This is a genomic window from Pleomorphomonas oryzae DSM 16300, from assembly GCF_000422965.1.
Lineage (GTDB): Bacteria > Pseudomonadota > Alphaproteobacteria > Rhizobiales > Pleomorphomonadaceae > Pleomorphomonas > Pleomorphomonas oryzae.
Window position 1 is genome coordinate 360,198 of sequence record NZ_AUHB01000002.1, and the last position, 15,855, is coordinate 376,052.

Here is a 15,855-nt window from a genome sequence, read left to right on the forward strand (position 1 = left end):
GCGGCCCTGCACCCTGAGTCACATTGGAGACGACCATGCGAGCCATTCACTTTGGCGCGGGCAATATCGGTCGCGGTTTTATCGGTAAAATTCTCGCCGATGCCGGTTGGGCGGTCACCTTCGCCGACGTCAACGAGACCCTGGTCGGTCTCATCAAACGGGATGGACGTTATCCCGTCGACATCGTCGGCTCCGGTAGCCGCCGCGAGGAAGTCACCGGCGTCACGGCCGTCTCATCGATCGGCGAAGACATCGTCGCTCTCATCGCGTCCGCCGATCTCGTCACCACCGCCGTCGGGCCGGCCGTGCTGCCGAAGATTGCGCCGGCCATTGCTCGCGGTCTTGAGGCGCGTGTCGCCGCCGGCAATCATGCGCCGCTCAATATCATCGCCTGTGAGAACACCATCCGCGGCACCAGCCAGCTCAAGGAGGCCGTGTTCGGCCATCTTCCTGCGTCCGTGGCCGCCGTCGTGGAGACGGAAGTCGGGTTCGCAGATAGTGCGGTCGACCGTATCGTGCCGCCGGCCCCTCCGGTCGAAGGCGAGCCGCTCGCCGTCACCGTCGAAGAGTTTTCCGAGTGGATCGTCGATCGTACCCAGCTCAAGGGCTGGACGCATAAAATCCCCGGCATGGAGCTGACCGACGACCTGATGGCCTTCGTCGAGCGCAAACTGTTCACGCTGAACACCGGCCACGCCATCACTGCCTATCTCGGCTTTGAGAAGGGTCTGCCTACCATTCGCGACGCCATCGAAGACGCGGACATTCGCGCCGTCGTCAAGGCGGCCATGGAAGAAAGCGGTGCGGTCTTGATCCGCCGCTACGGCTTCGATCCGGCCAAGCATGCGGCCTACATCGAGAAAATTCTCGGTCGCTTCGCCAATCCCTTCATCCGTGACGACGTCGCACGTGTTGGCCGCGAACCCTTGCGCAAGCTCGGCAAGGGCGACCGGCTGATCCGGCCGCTGCTCGGCACGCTGGAATACCGTTTGCCGCACCAAAATCTCGTCGCGGGTATTGCCGCGGCTCTCCACTACCGCAACGACGGCGACCCTCAGGCCGTCGAAATGCAAGCGACAATTGCCGAGGTTGGTGTCGCCGCCGCTGTCGACCGCTTCTCCGGCAACGCGCTTCCGGCCGAGGTTCTTGCCGAGATCGCCGCAGCGGCCCAGATTTAGTTCCCACGAGGCACGCTAGGGTCGCTTGGCATGCGTCCCTTCTTCCTCGCACCGCCGTCGCCGCTGATGTCGGCGGCGGAGGGTAGGCTTTGCCTCGATAGCAGATATTGGGAGACACGCGCATGACCACCTCAACCATCTCCGTCCGTGCTCCCATCAAGGGCCGGATCGTGCCGCTCGGTGACGTTCCCGACCCGATGTTCGCACTCGGCATGATGGGCGATGGCCTTGCCATCGAGCCGGAGACCGGCGAAGTGCGTGCGCCGGTGGCCGGTACGGTGACGTCGGTGCATCGCCGCGGCCATGCCGTGAAGATCCTGACTGAGGACGGCGCCGAATTCCTCGTGCATGTCGGCCTTGAGGCGGTGGCGCTGCGCGGCGCCGGTCTCAACGCCATGGTAGCCGAAGGCGACCGGGTGTCGGTCGGTGATCTTCTCATCCGCTTCGATCTCGCCGCGCTCGTTGAGAGCTGTGGCATCGTGACGACGCCCATCCTCGTGACCAACGAGGAGGCTTTTCACGTCACCTCTCGCAAGGCGACCGGCGAGGTCGCCTTCGGCGACGAGGTCATGACGGTGATGCCGATCGGCGTCGAAGCGCCGCCGCCGGTCGAACGGATCGAACGGGATGTCGTCCTCGAAATGAGTGAGGGCCTGCACGCCCGCCCGGCGGCTCTGCTCGCCGCCAAGGCCAAGGAATATGCCAGCGCCATCGAGATCGTTCTCGGCGAGCGCAAGGCCAACGCTAAGAGCCCGGTATCTCTGCTGACGCTTGGCAGCCGCTGGGGAAGCCGGCTGGTCGTCTCGGCCGAGGGCGCCGACGCGGCGGCCGCGGTCGACGGCGTCATCGCGGCGATCGTGTCCGGCCTTGGCGACCCGGTCGTCCCCTATGTCGATGCCGGGCAGGCAACCTTGCCGGGTGTTGATGACGCAGCGCCGAATGCGGAAGAAGTGCCGGTCGACCTGACGCCCTTCGGCCCTGAAGACCGGCCGTTGCTCGGTGGCGTGGTTGCAGCGCCTGGCCTTGCCATCGGTCGTGCCGTCCATCTCAAGGAGAAAGTCGCCCGGCCGGTCGAGCAGGGCGGCGACATGGTTGCCGAAAGCGAGGCGCTCGATGCGGCCATCGCCCGTGTGCATCGGCATTTGAGCGAGCAGGCAACGGCCGGCCGCACCCAGCAGCAGCGCGAGATCATGGCCGCGCATGCCGCGCTTCTGGAGGATACCGAACTCCTTGAGGGAGCTCGCGATCGCATCGCCCGTGGCAAGAGCGCCGGCTGGGCCTTCTCCGATACTATTTCCGCCCAGGCAGCGTTGCTGCGTGGCCTCGATAACGCCCGTCTCGCCGAGCGCGCCGCCGATCTCGTCGATCTTGAGCAGCAGGTCCTGACGGTGCTGGCCGGTGGCTCGCCGGAAAGTCTGGCATTGTCCGAGGATGCCATCGCCATCGCCGACGATCTTCTCCCCTCGCAGTTCATGTCCTTCGGTGATCGTCTGCCGGCTGCCTTTGTGGTCGCCAAGGGTGGGCGCACGTCGCACGTCGCCATCCTGTCGGCGGCGAGCGGTGTGCCGATGCTGGCGGCCGTCGGTGCCGACGCCCACCGCATTCCCGAGGGGGCACCGCTGATCGTCGACGCCGAGCGCGGTGAGATCCAGGTGAACCCAACCGAAGCGACGATCCAAGCCACCCGAAAGGCGGCCGCCGAACGCGAAACGCGCCGCGCCGCCAACCGCGAGGCAGCGGCGGTTGATTGCGTGATGGCCGATGGCACGCGCCTGCCCGTTTATGCCAACGTCGGCTCGGTGGCCGACGCGGCGCGCGGTCTGGCGTTCGGAGCCGAGGGCTCCGGATTACTCAGGACCGAGTTCCTGTTCCTCGACAGGCCGACGGCCCCCACCGAGGCCGAACAGCAGGCCGAGTACCAGGCGATTGCCGATGCCTTGCGCGGCAAGCCGCTCACCATCCGTACGCTGGATATCGGCGGTGACAAGCCTCTGCCCTATCTCAAGCAGGCGGCCGAGGAGAACCCGATCCTCGGTGTGCGCGGCATCCGCGTGTCGAGGCGGCGGCCCGATCTCTTGCGCCAGCAATTCCGTGCCATCCTCAAGGTGACACCGGTTTCGGTCGTCCGCATCATGATGCCGATGATTGCCGATATCGGCGAGCTCCGTTGGGCGAAAGCGATCTTCGAGGAAGAGAAAGCTGCACTGGGCGTCACTGCCGATGTGCCGCTCGGCATCATGATCGAGGTGCCTGCCGCTGTCGCCATGGCCGACAAGCTGGCCAAGGAGGCCGATTTCTTTTCGATCGGCACCAACGATCTCACCCAGTATGTGCTGGCCATGGATCGCGGCAATACCGAACTCGCGCCAGAGATCGACTCGCTGCACCCGGCGGTGCTGAAAACGATCGGCGATGCGGCGGCGGCCGGTGCTCGCCATGACTGTCCAGTAGGGGTTTGCGGCGGTCTTGCTTCGGAGCTGCCGGCAGCCCCCATCCTGATTGGTCTTGGCGTTACCAGCCTGTCGGCAACCCGCTCGGGTATTCCCGACCTCAAGGCTTTCATCCGGACGCTCGACAAGGACACTTGCCGCGCTGTGGCGGAAGAGGCGCTGACGCTCGATTCGGCTGCCGAAGTGCGCGCGATGGTGGCGCGCCGCTGGCCGGAGCTTTGACGCCGTTCTGCTACGAATCTCGTAAGTCCGTGCCGCAACGAGGAGACGCCCCATGTTGCATGCCAACGTGACGCTCGACGATTTTGCCCGTGGAGATGCGCTCCCCGCCGCAGCAGGCTGGCCGCAACGCATCGTCTTCGGTCTGGACGCCGCCGCACCGCCGCTCGGCGCGCTGCAAGTGCAGTTTGCGCGCTTCGAGTTCGTGATCGCCGGCACCTATACCAACCTTCTCTGCGACCGCGCCGCCCGGATCGTCGAGAGCGAGCTTGGACCGGGCGATGCGCTGGTCGTGCCGGGCAATTGCTGGAACCAACCGCTCTGGGACAAGGACGTCGAGGTCTTGAGCCTGTTGTTCGGCGCCACCCATCTCGGTGTCAGCCTGGTGCGCTGGAATGCCGACGAGCGGCGTTTCGTCTCGGTGGAAAAGCGCAATTGCCTGATCCCCGGCAACGGGCCTTTGCAGCACATGGTTGATGCCATGGCCAGTCATCGCGACGATGCGGGAGCGACCAGTCTCGACGCTCGTCTGCTGGCGCAGGCCGTCCTCGAGTATTCCCGCCGGCTGATCGCCAACCCGATGCCGGAGGAAGACAGGCAATCGTCGGCTTTCTTCCGCGCGGCTTGTCTTTATATCGAGGAGAATTTCGATCGGCTGATCACCCGCGACACGGTGGCCGCCCACCTGCGCATCAGTCCCAACTACTTCTCCCGCGTCTTTCGCGAACAGGGAGCCACGACCTTTTCCGATTACCTGACGCAGGTGAGGATCGGCAAAGCCAAGTTCATGCTGGAGAAATACGATCTGCCCCTGTCGCAGATCGCCCAGCGCTGTGGCTTCAACGACTTCAACTACTTCTACAAGGTGTTCAAGAAGGTGGTCGGCCGGACGCCGACCGAATACAGAAATTCGGTACAGGCTGGGGCGGCGGTCAAGGCATAAGCATTGACCGCCGCGAGGAAGGGCTGTGAACGCCTGCATTTGGGTGTATGGATCGATCCCGTGATGACGCTCCCACGGAGACTTCCAGCCCGATGATCCCAGACGATACCGCAACGCCGGTGCTGCGCCAGATCTCGGTGCGCGCCGTCATGGATGTGCTTCTCAACTCTGGCGCCACCTCCAGGGCTGCTCTCGCCAAGATCACCGGCCTGTCCAAGCAGACCATGTCGGAAGTCATCCGCGTGCTGGAGAGCGGCGGCTTCGTGCGTGTCAAGGGCGTCACCTCGGGAACGGTCGGTCGGGCCGCGGTGATCTACGAGGTCGATCCCTCGGCCGGCTACGTCATCGGTGCTGAGCTGGGCGCGACTTCGCTGCGCCTGTCGCTGGCCAATATCGTCGGCGACGTTCTCGCCTCGGTCGAAGCCCCATCGGACGAGCTCTCGGGAACCGCGCTGGTTTCGGCTCTCGGCAAGCTGGCGAGCGAACTCATCGCTGGCGCCGGCATTGAGCGCCAGAAGGTTCTGGTCGCAGCCGTGGCCATGCCTGGCGTTGTCGAGCCGGAGAGCGGGCGCCTGTCGCTTTCGCCCAACCTTGAGGGGCTCGGCGACGTTGATGTCCGCACCCTGCTGTCGGCCGAGCTTGGCTGCCCCGTCGTCATCGAGAACGACATCAATGCGGCGGTGATCGGCGAATCCTGGACCGGCTGCGCCGTAGGCGTCGACGAGGTGGCCTTCGTTTCGCTCGGCACCGGCATCGGTCTCGGTGCTCTTACCGGCGGCCGACTGATCCGTGGCGCCAGCGGCGCTGCGGGTGAAATCGGCTTTTTGCCGATCGGCAACGACCCCGTCGCTCCCGATAGCCTGAAGCGTGGGGCTCTTGAAAGCGCTATCGGCAGACGTGGTATTCGCGAGCGCTATCGGGCGCTTGGCGGTGCATCCACCCTGTCATCCAGCGATATCTTCGCGGCCGCCCAACAAGGGGAAGATGCCGCCGCCGTTGCTGTGGCTCGCGATGCCGCCCATACGGCCGCGCTGGCGATGATGGCCGTCCATGCACTGCTCGAGCCCAAGAAGATTGTGGTTGGCGGCATTGTCGGCTGTCTGCCGGGCGTGGTGGAGCGGATAAGGGACGAACTGCCTCGCGTCAGTCATCGGCCCATTGCAGTGGAAGTGTCCGTTCTCGGCGCCCGGGCAGCTTTGACCGGCGCCGTGGCTATCGCCCTCAATCAGGCGCACAACCTTTTATTCAGCCCGGCGGATCTGCCGATGCCCCTGCGGCTGCCCACGGGCGCGCACGGCTGACCGTCATCCAAATTTTATGTTCGGCATCTTGACGAACTAATTATCCATCGCCATCATCTTAGTGAGATGGATGGTTTCGGCTGGCCAAATTGTCGGTCGCCGCTCGATGGAGTTCAGGATGCAGGTCAAACACTTTCCGACGACCGTAGCAGCGGCCTATGCCGTGGCCGATCGCATCGCCGAGCGTCTGAAGGCGACACCGAAGATCGTGCTTGGTCTTGCCACTGGCGTCACCATGGAACCCGTCTACGAACGGCTGGTCGCGCTTCATCGGGCCGGCGAGATCAGCTTCGCCAACGTAACGTCCTTCAATCTTGATGAATATGTCGGCCTGCCGCCGGTGGACCCGCGTTCCTATCGGTCGACCATGGACAGCCAGCTGTTCGATCTCGTCGATATCGACAAGAGCAGGACCTTCGTGCCCGACGGCTTGGTGGCCGATCCCAAGGCTTTCGGCAGCCGGTATGAGGCGATGATCCGTGAGGCCGGCGGCATCGACCTGCAGCTCCTGGGCATCGGCCGTAACGGCCATATCGGTTTCAACGAGCCAGGTGCCGATTTTGCCGCCCGTACCCGCGTGGTCGATCTCGAGAAATCGACGCTGGAAGCCAACTCGGCCTTCTTCGGCGGCGCGCTGCCCCCCACCCAGGCCATGACCATGGGTATCGGTACTATTCTTGATTCTCGGGAAATCATCGTGCTGGCCACCGGCGCGACCAAGCGCGACGCGGTGCGTGCCTCGCTCCTCGGCGACATCACGCCGGACTGCCCGGCCACCGCGCTGCGCCGCCATCCCAATGTCAGCTGGTGGCTCGATGCCGAAAGCGGGGCCGGCGTGGCCAGCGGAAGTCTGGCGGCGGAGTAATCGTCCGATCCATACGGAAAATGAGGCGGCGGCACTGTGTTGGCAGTGCCGCCGCTTTTTTGTCTCTTACGCGGCGGCGAGCGCCAGCCTGTCGGGGATCTCGATCAGGAAGGTGGCACCAGGGCCACCGTCGAGGCAGCTGATGGTGCCGCCGTGCGCCTTGACCAACTCAGCCACGATGGCCAGTCCGAGACCGGTGCCGCCGGACCGCACCGAGCCGGAGAACGGCTTGAACAGCGATTCTCGTGCCTTTTCCGAAAGGCCAGGGCCGGTATCGGAAACGCGGATGCTCACCTTGGTGCCATCCCGCTCGGCAGAGACGGTGAGCCGGCGGACCACCGCGTCGTCCTTGCACTGTTCCAGCGCCTGTGCGGCATTGCGGACCAAATTGAGCAGCACCCGGAACAACTGATCCGAGTCGGCATCGACTTCCAGATCTTCCGGAACCGCGTTGACCCACTCGATGCTGGCGTGATGAACGAGGCCGGTCATCTCGGCGACGTCGGTGGCGAGGCGCGACAGCGAGAGAAGCCGTCGCGACGGTGGCGCCTCCTGCGCCTTGCCATAAGCCAGCACCGACTGGCAGTAGTTGATCGCCCGATCGATGGCTGACACCAGCTTGGGCGCGAAGCGCTGCACCGACGGATCCGGAATGGCCGTCAGGCGGTCGGAGATCAGCTGGGCCGAAGCGAGCAGGTTGCGGAGGTCGTGGTTGATCTTCGACACCGCGAGCCCCAGCTCGACGAGCCGCTTCTGCTGCTTGAACAGCTCCTGGATGCGCTGCTGCATGGTGGCGGCGGCAAACTCGGCGCGGCCGATCTCGTCGGTCCGGCCACCGTAGCGGACCAGATAGGCGTCGCTCTCAGGCTCCTGCGACCATTTGTAGATCGACTTCCCCAGGCGCCGCATTGGGATGACCATCAGATACTGGATGGAGAAGAACACCAGCACGCCGACGAAGGCTGAGATCAGGAACGACACCAGAAGCAGTCGGCCGGCGAAATGCAGAAGCTCGTCCCGGAGGTGGGTTTCGGAAAACACCACCTCGATTTCCCCCTCGCCGTCATAGTTGCCCGTGACGCGGATGGTGCGATCGCCACCGAACATCATCGTGTCGATCGCTTCCATGACGATGCCATGGGTCTGCTGATTGTCGAAATCGATGCTGCGGGTAACGGTCGGCGGTGCGTCGGCCATGGCGACGAGCTGTTTCATGCCGGCCGAGCGAACGGCGACGGCATAGGCATCGAGCCGGTTGAGCAGGTCGGCCTGAATGGTGCGCGGTAGCGCCGTTTCCGGATACGTCGTCAGCGTGTGGGCGACGATGCCGGCAGTACGTATCTTCGACTCTATATAGTTGCGCTGGAAGTTGGCGATGGCCGGCACGAACAGCAGCACCTCCGCGAACATCACGAAGAGAATCGTGAAGATCAGGAGTTTGAAGGACAGACTGAAGGTGTGAGTGGCCGGAAAATGCGGCTTGGTAAAGCCGCCGGAAGTGTCAGTCTGGACCATTATGGAGGGTTCCGAAAAAAGAATGCTCTCTATCTGTCGCTTCGCGAGAGAATTGGAAGAGGCCCGCGTCCGAAATAAGGTAAAATTCTGTCGCGTTGCCATATTTGCCGCTATCTTAGCGTGTCGGAATGCCCGCAGCTGTCAGTAGCCGACAGAAAGGCCGGGAAGCCGGCGATCTTCAGGCGGCTTGCTTGGCATTGATGCGTTGACGAGCTACCATCCGTCCCGTATAAGCGCCTCCGATCGGAAGGGCGCCACCGGTCTTTCGGCCGGCTTGGCCGCATGTGCCGTGGCCGATTTCCCAGTTGAGACACACGAGCTATCCGAAGGCGGGGCGTCAGCCGTTCCGAAGCCGGAAAGCCGCCAGAACGAGGGGCCCGCTGGGCGGGCATACGACCATGAAGCGGACTTATCAGCCGTCCAAGCTCATTCGCAAGCGCCGTCACGGCTTCCGTGCGCGCATGGCCACCGCTGGTGGCCGCAAGGTGATCGCCCGCCGCCGGGCCCAGGGGCGCAAGCGTCTGTCGGCGTAATCGGCCCTCGTCCATGGCGGACGCCGGCCGTCTGGCTCGCGAGGCGCCTGACATGCAGCGGCTGAAGAAGCGAAAAGACTACGTGAAAGTCGCCCGGGGTGCCAGAACGCCCCGGCGCGGCTTTTTGCTGCAATCGATCCGCCGATCCGAAGGGGCGGCGGAGACGGTCGAGGCGGATGCCCGCTTCGGCTTCACGGTGACCAAGAAGATGGGCAACGCCGTGGTGCGCAACCGCATCCGGCGCCGTCTCAAGGAAGCGGTCCGGCTCGCCGGTGCCGCGGCCGCCGATCCTGGGCGCGATTTCGTGCTGGTTGGCCGTCGTCCGGCACTTGAGATGCCATTTTCCGATCTGGTTGCCGAAGTGGTCGGCGCCGTTCGCGCTGCGGCCTCCGCAAAGACGGGGCCGCGCGGCGGCAAGGAGGCGCTGAAGCCGGCGCCGAGCGAGGAAGAAGCAGGTCCATGACCGAAAACCGCAATATGATTCTGGCCATCGCCCTGTCGCTGGCTGTGCTGCTAGGCTGGCAGTATTTTGTCGCCGGTCCCCGGCTCGAGAAGGCGCAGATCGCCGAGCAGGCCGCCCAGCAGCAGTCCACCGGCCAAACCGCTCCGGCCACGGATGGCAAAGCGGCTGGCGGCACCACCGCAGAAGGTGGCGCGGCCCCGACGGTCGGTCTCAACACGACGGCGGCCTTCGTCTCCCGTGACGAGGCGCTTGCCAAGAGCCAGCGCGTTGCCATCGACACGCCGGAACTGACCGGCTCGATCAGCCTTACCGGTGCTCGTCTCGACGACCTGTCGCTGAAGCTCTACCACGAGACCATCGAGCCCACGTCGCCGCTCGTGAAGCTTCTCAATCCCTTCGGCACCAACGATGCCTACTATGCCGAGTTCGGCTTCATGGCCCCCGCTGGCGGCAGCGTCACGCTGCCGGGTGCCGAAACGGTATGGACGGCTCCTGAGGGCGCCCGTCTAACGCCGGCGACCCCGGTGAAGCTGACCTGGGACAACGGTGCCGGCCTCGTGTTCACCCGCGAGATTTCCGTCGACGACCACGCCATGTTCACGGTGAAGGACAGCGTCGCCAATAATACCGCGACCGCCGCAACCGTCTATCCCTATGGGCTCGTCACGCGCTATGGCACGCCGCAGGTGCCGGGTACCTGGGTCATTCACGAGGGTCTGCTCGGCGTATTCGGCAGCGAGGGACTCACCGAGGCGACCTACAAGAGCCTCAAGGACAGCGAAGGCGTGAAGCCTGCTCCCGTTACCGAGGGTTGGCTCGGCATCACCGACAAGTACTGGGCAACGGCGCTGATTCCCGATGGCGGCACCACCTTCCAGCCCCGCTTCTCCTGGGCTCTGGCCGGCAATATCGACACCTACCAGGCCAATTACCTTCGCGATCCGCTGCAGGTTCCGGCCGGTGGCACCGCTGCCACCGAGACGCGCGTGTTTGCCGGTGCCAAGACGGTGGCCCGCGTCGATGCCTATGAAAAGGATCTTGGTATCGTCAAGTTCGACCGGTTGATCGACTGGGGCTGGTTCTACTGGATCACCAAGCCGATGTTCTGGCTGATCGACTATCTCTACAAGCTGGTCGGCAACTTCGGCATCGCCATCCTGCTGGTCACTCTGATCGTCAAGGCCGTCTTCTTCCCGCTCGCCAACAAGTCCTACGCGTCGATGAGCAAGATGAAGATGCTGCAGCCGGCCATGGCCGACATCAAGGCCAAGTACCCGGACGACAAGGTCAAGCAGCAGCAGGAGACGATGGAACTCTACAAGCGGGAGAAGATCAACCCGCTGGCCGGCTGTCTGCCGATCGTGGTGCAGATCCCCGTGTTCTTCTCGCTCTACAAGGTGCTCTATGTGACCATCGAAATGCGTCACGCGCCCTTCTTTGGCTGGATCCACGATCTCTCGGCTGCAGATCCGACCACCATCTTCAACCTGTTCGGGCTCATTCCCTGGACGCCGCCGCACATGCTGATGCTCGGTATTTGGCCGATCATCATGGGCGTCACCATGTTCGTGCAGATGAAGCTCAATCCGACGCCGCCCGATCCGACGCAGGCGATGCTGTTCACCTACATGCCGATCATCTTCACCTTCATGATGGCGGCTTTCCCGGCGGGGCTGGTGATCTACTGGTCGTGGAACAACACGCTGTCGATCCTGCAGCAGTCGCTGATCATGAAGAAGCACGGCGTCAAGATCGAGCTGTTCGACAATCTCAAGAGTACATTCGCGAAAAAGCCAAAGGCTGGCTGAAATCGCGGGCAAAGCTCGTAGATTAGGCGGACCGGCTATACCAAGCCGGTCCGTTTCCGTTAGAGCATCATCCGACCGGAATGAAATGAGGATCGAAAAGATGATGCTTTCCAGACATGAACCTAGAGCGCCGATCTGATTTCATCGGATCGAACAGCGCTCTGGGAGGGCGAGGACCGCCCGCCGCCGACAGGAACTGCCACGATGGACGAGACCCGCACTGCGATCGATCCCGAAGCGACGCGCCTTCTGTTCGCCCGGCCCTGGACCTTCGTCCGCGGCATGGCGCAGGCGGACGACCTGCCGCCGATCGCCGGCACCATCGAGGTCGCCTTCGCGGGGCGTTCCAACGTCGGCAAGTCGAGCCTCATCAATGCGCTGACCGGCCAGCAAGGTCTTGCCCGCACCTCCAACACGCCGGGTCGCACACAGGAACTCAACCTGTTTCGGCCGGAAGTCGAGGCCGGTCTCCTGCTCGTCGACATGCCCGGTTACGGTTACGCCGAGGCGCCGAAGGAGAAGGTCGACGTCTGGAACGCGCTGATCCGCCATTACCTGCGCGGCCGGCCCAATCTCCGGCGAGTCTACGTGCTGATCGATGCCCGCCACGGTATCAAGAAGAACGACGAGGACGTGCTGACGCTGCTCGACAAGGCGGCCGTCTCCTACCAGATCGTGCTGACCAAGGCTGACAAACTGAAGCCCGGCGGTATCGACAAGGTGCTCGCCGAGACGGCCGAGCGCATTCGCAAGCGGCCGGCGGCTTTCCCCGAGGTCATTGCCACGTCGAGCGAAAAAGGCGCCGGCGTCGACGATCTCCGCGCAGCGATTTCGCGCCTGCTCGCCGGCGCCTGAGCCGTCATTTTAGGCAGTTGCGGGTCAGGCAGCCGGTGGTTCTGCCGTTGAGCCTTGCCCCTCGATCGGCTATAGGCCTTGTCGATCCAACCGACGCCGAGGCCGCCATGAATACGACAACGCCCGAATCCACCGAAGCGATGCTGTCGCGTGCCCGCATCATCTCCGAGGCGTTGCCCTACATGCAGCGCTACGACGACAAGACCATCGTGGTGAAGTACGGCGGCCACGCCATGGGCGATCCGGATCTCGCCCGCGCCTTCGCCCGTGACATCGTGCTCCTGAAGCAGTCCGGCATGAAGCCGATCGTCGTCCACGGCGGCGGTCCGCAGATTGGCGCGATGCTCGACAAGCTCGGCATCAAGAGCGAGTTCAAGAACGGCCTGCGCGTCACCGACCGCGCCACGATGGAAATCGTCGAGATGGTGCTTGCCGGCTCCATCAACAAGCAGATCGTCTCGGCTCTCAACGCCGAGGGTGGCAGGGCGCTCGGCCTTTGCGGCAAGGACGGCAATCTCGTCACCGTCGAGAAGGCGACGCGCACCATGCGCGATCCCGACAGTGAGATGGAGAAGGTGATCGATCTCGGCTTTGTCGGCGAGCCCAAGGTGGTCAACCCGGCCGTGCTCGATATGGTCGCCAAGGAAGACCTGATCCCGGTGGTGGCGCCCGTCGCTCCCGGTGTCGACGGCGAGACCTACAACGTCAACGCCGACACTTTCGCCGGCGCCATCGCCGGTGCGCTGCACGCCGCCCGCCTCCTGTTCCTGACCGATGTGCCGGGTGTGCTCGATCGCAACGGGCAGCTCCTCAAGCAACTGACCCGCGCCGAGGCGCAGGCGCTGATCGCCGACGGCACCATTTCCGGCGGCATGATCCCCAAGGTCGAGACCTGTTTCGATGCGCTGAAGCGCGGTGTCGATGCGGCGGTGATCGTCAACGGCAAGACGGCGCACGCCGTCCTCCTGGAGATCTTTACCGAGACCGGCGCCGGCACGCTGATCCGCCGCTGATGCGGAAAGAGCAACCGCCCGCTGGTGATGACCTCTCCGTCTTCGCCGGCGTGCGCGATTGGATCTTCGATCTCGATGACACGCTTTACCCACCGGAAAGCGGCGTCTTCACCGCTGTGATCGGCCGCATCCGCGCCTACACGGCGCGGGTGACTGGCGCCACCGGCGAGGAGGCCGCCGCCCTGCAGCGAAACTACGCGGCTCGGTACGGCACGGCGTTGCGCGGCCTGATGGAGGAACACGGCGTCGATCCCGTCGAGTTCCTCGCCGAGGTTCACGACGTCGATCGTTCGGTGCTGGGGCCGCATCCGGCGCTCTCCGCGGCTCTCACCCGCCTGCCGGGCCGCAAATTCATTCTGACGTCCGGCACGCACGCTCACGCCGGAGAAACGTTGGTTCGACTGGGTATCGACGACTGCTTTGATGGTATGTTCGACATCGTCGATGCCGGTTATCTGCCCAAGCCGGCCGAGGCGACCTATGCCGCCTTCCTCGCCCGCTTTTCCATCGAACCGACGGCCGCCGCCATGTTCGAGGATACGCCGCGCAACCTCGTCGTGCCGCGCACCCTCGGCATGCGCACCGTTCTCGTGGTCGGCCGCACCAAACCACGCCCTGATGCGTCCCCAGCCGACTTCGTCACCGCCGATCTTTCAGACTTTCTGAGCCAAATCGCGGACGCGCTTCGCAGCTGACGAGCCATGCGCTGTCGGGGCTGGTGAAATGAGCCTTTCGCCTGTATGAGAAGGCTCCTTTTTCTCGCGCCGTGCCGGCCGCCGCCGTTGTCCGCGCGTCCCCTCCCAGGAAGCCCATGTCCTTTTCTCAAGCTCATCCCGCGTTGGCGCGAGCGCTCGCCGCCCGTGGTTACGCCGATCCCACCGCCGTTCAATCGGCCGTTGCCGCGCCGGAACTCGCCGGCGCCGATATGCTGGTGTCCGCCCGTACCGGCTCCGGCAAGACCGTTGCCTTCGGCATGGCGCTCGCCGAACGCCTTCTTGGCCCAGCCGAATTTTTCGGCCCGGCCGGAAAGCCGCTCGCCCTCGTCGTCGCGCCCACCCGCGAACTCGCGCTGCAGGTGGCACGCGAACTGGCCTGGCTCTATGACGAGACAGGCGCCCGCCTGGTTTGCTGCGTTGGCGGCATGGATCCGCGCCGCGAACAGCGGCAGCTGGCGCAGGGTGCTCATATCGTCGTCGGTACGCCTGGCCGCCTTTGCGACCATCTCGATCGTCGCAATCTCGATCTGACCGACGCGGTCGCCATCGTTCTCGATGAGGCCGATGAAATGCTCGACCTCGGCTTCCGCGAAGATCTCGAGAAGCTGCTCGGTGCCGCCCCCACCGATCGCCAGACGCTGCTGTTCTCGGCAACCTTGCCGGCCGACATCGTCCGCCTCGCCCGCGACTTCATGCGCAAGGATGCGACGCGCGTTGACGTCGCCGAGGATGGCGAGGTTCACGCCGACATCGACTACCACGCCGTTCGTGTCTTTCCGCACGAGATCGAAAAGGCGGTGGTCAACCTTCTCCGCTTTCATGATGCGACGACGTCCATCGTCTTCTGCGGTACGCGCGAGGGCGTGAAACGCCTGACTGGCGCGCTTCTCGAGCGCGGCTTCTCCGTGGTGGCTCTCTCTGGTGAGATGGGACAGGGCGAGCGCAACGAGGCGCTGTCGGCGCTGCGCGACGGCCGCGCCCGCGTCTGCGTTGCCACTGACGTGGCGGCGCGCGGACTTGACGTGCCCGACCTCGGCCTCGTCATCCACGCCGATCTGCCGCACGACAGTGAAGTGCTGCTGCACCGCTCCGGCCGCACCGGCCGTGCTGGTCGCAAGGGTGTCTCCGTGCTGCTGGTGCCATCCAACCGTCGCCGCCGCGCCGAGAGCCTGCTGGCCGGCGCCGGCATCGAGCTGTTCTCCGAGGCAGCACCGTCGGCCGAGACGATCCATAAGCTTGATGAAGAACGCCTGCTCGCCGATCCCGTGCTTACCGAAGAGATTGGCGAGGACGAGCGCGCCTTCGCCAGCCGCCTCGCCGAGGGGCGGACGGCCGAAGAACTGGCCGCTGCTTTCGTGCGCCTGGCCCGCACCCGTCTGCCGTCGCCCGAAGAGATCAGCGATCCCGTCGAGCCCAAGTCCAGGCGCGCCGACGCGCCTGAGCGGCCGAAGCTTCGCGAGTCGGTCGATTTCACAGGCTCCGCCTGGTTCCGTCTGTCGGTCGGCCGTCGCGACGGTGCCGAGGTGAAGCGCATCCTCGCCTTCTTGTGCCGTCAGTCCGGTCTCAAGGGGCGCGACTTCGGCGCCATCCGCCTCGCCGATGGCGAGACTTTCGCCGAAGTGGCTCCGGGCGGTATTGCCGCCATGGAGCGGCTGGCCGCCGCCGGCAACGACGAGAATGTCATCATCTTCCGCGCCGACGGCCCGCCAACAGCGAGTCCGGCAGGCCCCCGCAAGGACAAGCCTCGGCGCGAGGACGACCGTCCGAAGGCCAAGGCCAGGCCGCCGCGCGATGGCAAGCCGCCCTACAAGGACGCCCCCCGTGACGGCAAGGCGCCCTACAAGGATGCGCCGCGCGACGGTAAGGCACCTTACAAGGAGCCGCGCGATGGCAAGCCGCCGTATAAGGGCAAGAAGAAAGACCGAAAGGCTGGCTGATCACAGGTCATCTGCAAAGCCGGACGTGATAATACTTATGCACGCCTCGGCTTGCGGTG

General features: G+C 64.6%; 13 protein-coding genes. 12 read left to right on the forward strand and 1 reads right to left on the reverse strand.

Going from position 1 to position 15,855, the window contains the following annotated elements:
* Positions 1–35: 35 nt before the first annotated feature.
* The 5 genes from G522_RS0104545 (at position 36) to nagB (ending at position 6,956) form a co-directional block, all read left to right on the forward strand.
* Positions 36–1,178, forward strand: coding sequence for a mannitol-1-phosphate 5-dehydrogenase (locus tag G522_RS0104545; RefSeq protein ID WP_026790014.1), 1,143 nt, complete (start codon positions 36–38; stop codon positions 1,176–1,178).
* A 122-nt stretch (positions 1,179–1,300) separates the two neighbouring features.
* The gene (gene ptsP / locus G522_RS0104550; RefSeq protein WP_026790015.1) at positions 1,301–3,850 is read left to right on the forward strand and encodes a phosphoenolpyruvate--protein phosphotransferase; all 2,550 of its coding nucleotides are present in this window, start codon (positions 1,301–1,303) and stop codon (positions 3,848–3,850) included.
* A 52-nt stretch (positions 3,851–3,902) separates the two neighbouring features.
* A complete protein-coding gene (locus tag G522_RS25615) occupies positions 3,903–4,790 on the forward strand; it encodes a helix-turn-helix transcriptional regulator (RefSeq protein WP_051228311.1) in 888 nt (295 codons plus the stop codon).
* Positions 4,791–4,882: 92 nt separating this feature from the next.
* On the forward strand, positions 4,883–6,091 hold the full coding sequence (locus G522_RS0104560) for an ROK family transcriptional regulator (RefSeq protein ID WP_026790016.1): 1,209 nt from the start codon (positions 4,883–4,885) through the stop codon (positions 6,089–6,091).
* A gap of 118 nt (positions 6,092–6,209) precedes the next feature.
* Entirely contained in the window at positions 6,210–6,956 is a 747-nt protein-coding gene (gene nagB, locus G522_RS0104565; RefSeq protein WP_026790017.1) for a glucosamine-6-phosphate deaminase, read from the forward strand.
* Between the two features lie 66 nt (positions 6,957–7,022).
* Here nagB and G522_RS25620 read toward each other — a convergent pair whose 3' ends face one another.
* Positions 7,023–8,471, reverse strand: coding sequence for a sensor histidine kinase (locus G522_RS25620; protein WP_051228313.1), 1,449 nt, complete (start codon positions 8,469–8,471; stop codon positions 7,023–7,025).
* A gap of 398 nt (positions 8,472–8,869) precedes the next feature.
* Between G522_RS25620 and rpmH the strand changes: the two genes are divergently transcribed.
* From rpmH to G522_RS0104605, 7 genes are all read left to right on the forward strand, one after another.
* Positions 8,870–9,004 carry a 50S ribosomal protein L34 gene (rpmH, locus tag G522_RS0104575; RefSeq protein ID WP_026781973.1) on the forward strand — a complete coding sequence of 45 codons (135 nt, stop codon included), beginning with the start codon at positions 8,870–8,872 and terminating at the stop codon, positions 9,002–9,004.
* Positions 9,005–9,017: 13 nt separating this feature from the next.
* Positions 9,018–9,467, forward strand: coding sequence for a ribonuclease P protein component (gene rnpA / locus G522_RS25625; protein WP_051228315.1), 450 nt, complete (start codon positions 9,018–9,020; stop codon positions 9,465–9,467).
* Positions 9,464–11,275, forward strand: a complete 1,812-nt coding sequence (gene yidC, locus G522_RS0104585; RefSeq protein WP_026790018.1) for a membrane protein insertase YidC — start codon at positions 9,464–9,466, stop codon at positions 11,273–11,275. The genes rnpA and yidC overlap by 4 nt, the downstream gene beginning before the upstream one ends.
* Before the next feature lie 204 nt (positions 11,276–11,479).
* Entirely contained in the window at positions 11,480–12,130 is a 651-nt protein-coding gene (gene yihA / locus G522_RS0104590) for a ribosome biogenesis GTP-binding protein YihA/YsxC (RefSeq protein WP_026790019.1), read from the forward strand.
* A gap of 140 nt (positions 12,131–12,270) precedes the next feature.
* Positions 12,271–13,143, forward strand: coding sequence for an acetylglutamate kinase (argB, locus tag G522_RS0104595; RefSeq protein WP_208396016.1), 873 nt, complete (start codon positions 12,271–12,273; stop codon positions 13,141–13,143).
* A complete protein-coding gene (locus tag G522_RS25630) occupies positions 13,143–13,838 on the forward strand; it encodes a pyrimidine 5'-nucleotidase (protein ID WP_051228316.1) in 696 nt (231 codons plus the stop codon). The genes argB and G522_RS25630 overlap by 1 nt, the downstream gene beginning before the upstream one ends.
* Positions 13,839–13,954: 116 nt before the next feature.
* Complete coding sequence (locus G522_RS0104605) at positions 13,955–15,796, forward strand: DEAD/DEAH box helicase (RefSeq protein ID WP_026790021.1); 1,842 nt, start codon at positions 13,955–13,957, stop codon at positions 15,794–15,796.
* Positions 15,797–15,855 lie beyond the last annotated feature (59 nt).

Bases quoted from the DNA above. Each gene is read 5' to 3' on its own strand.
- G522_RS25630 (WP_051228316.1), top strand. From the start codon at position 13,143: ATGCGGAAAGAGCAACCGCCCGCTGGTGATGACCTCTCCGTCTTCGCC.
- ptsP (WP_026790015.1), top strand. From the start codon at position 1,301: ATGACCACCTCAACCATCTCCGTCCGTGCTCCCATCAAGGGCCGGATC.
- argB (WP_208396016.1), top strand. From the start codon at position 12,271: ATGCTGTCGCGTGCCCGCATCATCTCCGAGGCGTTGCCCTACATGCAG.
- G522_RS0104605 (WP_026790021.1), top strand. From the start codon at position 13,955: ATGTCCTTTTCTCAAGCTCATCCCGCGTTGGCGCGAGCGCTCGCCGCC.
- G522_RS0104545 (WP_026790014.1), top strand. From the start codon at position 36: ATGCGAGCCATTCACTTTGGCGCGGGCAATATCGGTCGCGGTTTTATC.
- yihA (WP_026790019.1), top strand. From the start codon at position 11,480: ATGGACGAGACCCGCACTGCGATCGATCCCGAAGCGACGCGCCTTCTG.
- G522_RS25615 (WP_051228311.1), top strand. From the start codon at position 3,903: ATGTTGCATGCCAACGTGACGCTCGACGATTTTGCCCGTGGAGATGCG.
- G522_RS25620 (WP_051228313.1), bottom strand. From the start codon at position 8,471: ATGGTCCAGACTGACACTTCCGGCGGCTTTACCAAGCCGCATTTTCCG.
- nagB (WP_026790017.1), top strand. From the start codon at position 6,210: ATGCAGGTCAAACACTTTCCGACGACCGTAGCAGCGGCCTATGCCGTG.
- rpmH (WP_026781973.1), top strand. From the start codon at position 8,870: ATGAAGCGGACTTATCAGCCGTCCAAGCTCATTCGCAAGCGCCGTCAC.
- yidC (WP_026790018.1), top strand. From the start codon at position 9,464: ATGACCGAAAACCGCAATATGATTCTGGCCATCGCCCTGTCGCTGGCT.
- rnpA (WP_051228315.1), top strand. From the start codon at position 9,018: ATGGCGGACGCCGGCCGTCTGGCTCGCGAGGCGCCTGACATGCAGCGG.
- G522_RS0104560 (WP_026790016.1), top strand. From the start codon at position 4,883: ATGATCCCAGACGATACCGCAACGCCGGTGCTGCGCCAGATCTCGGTG.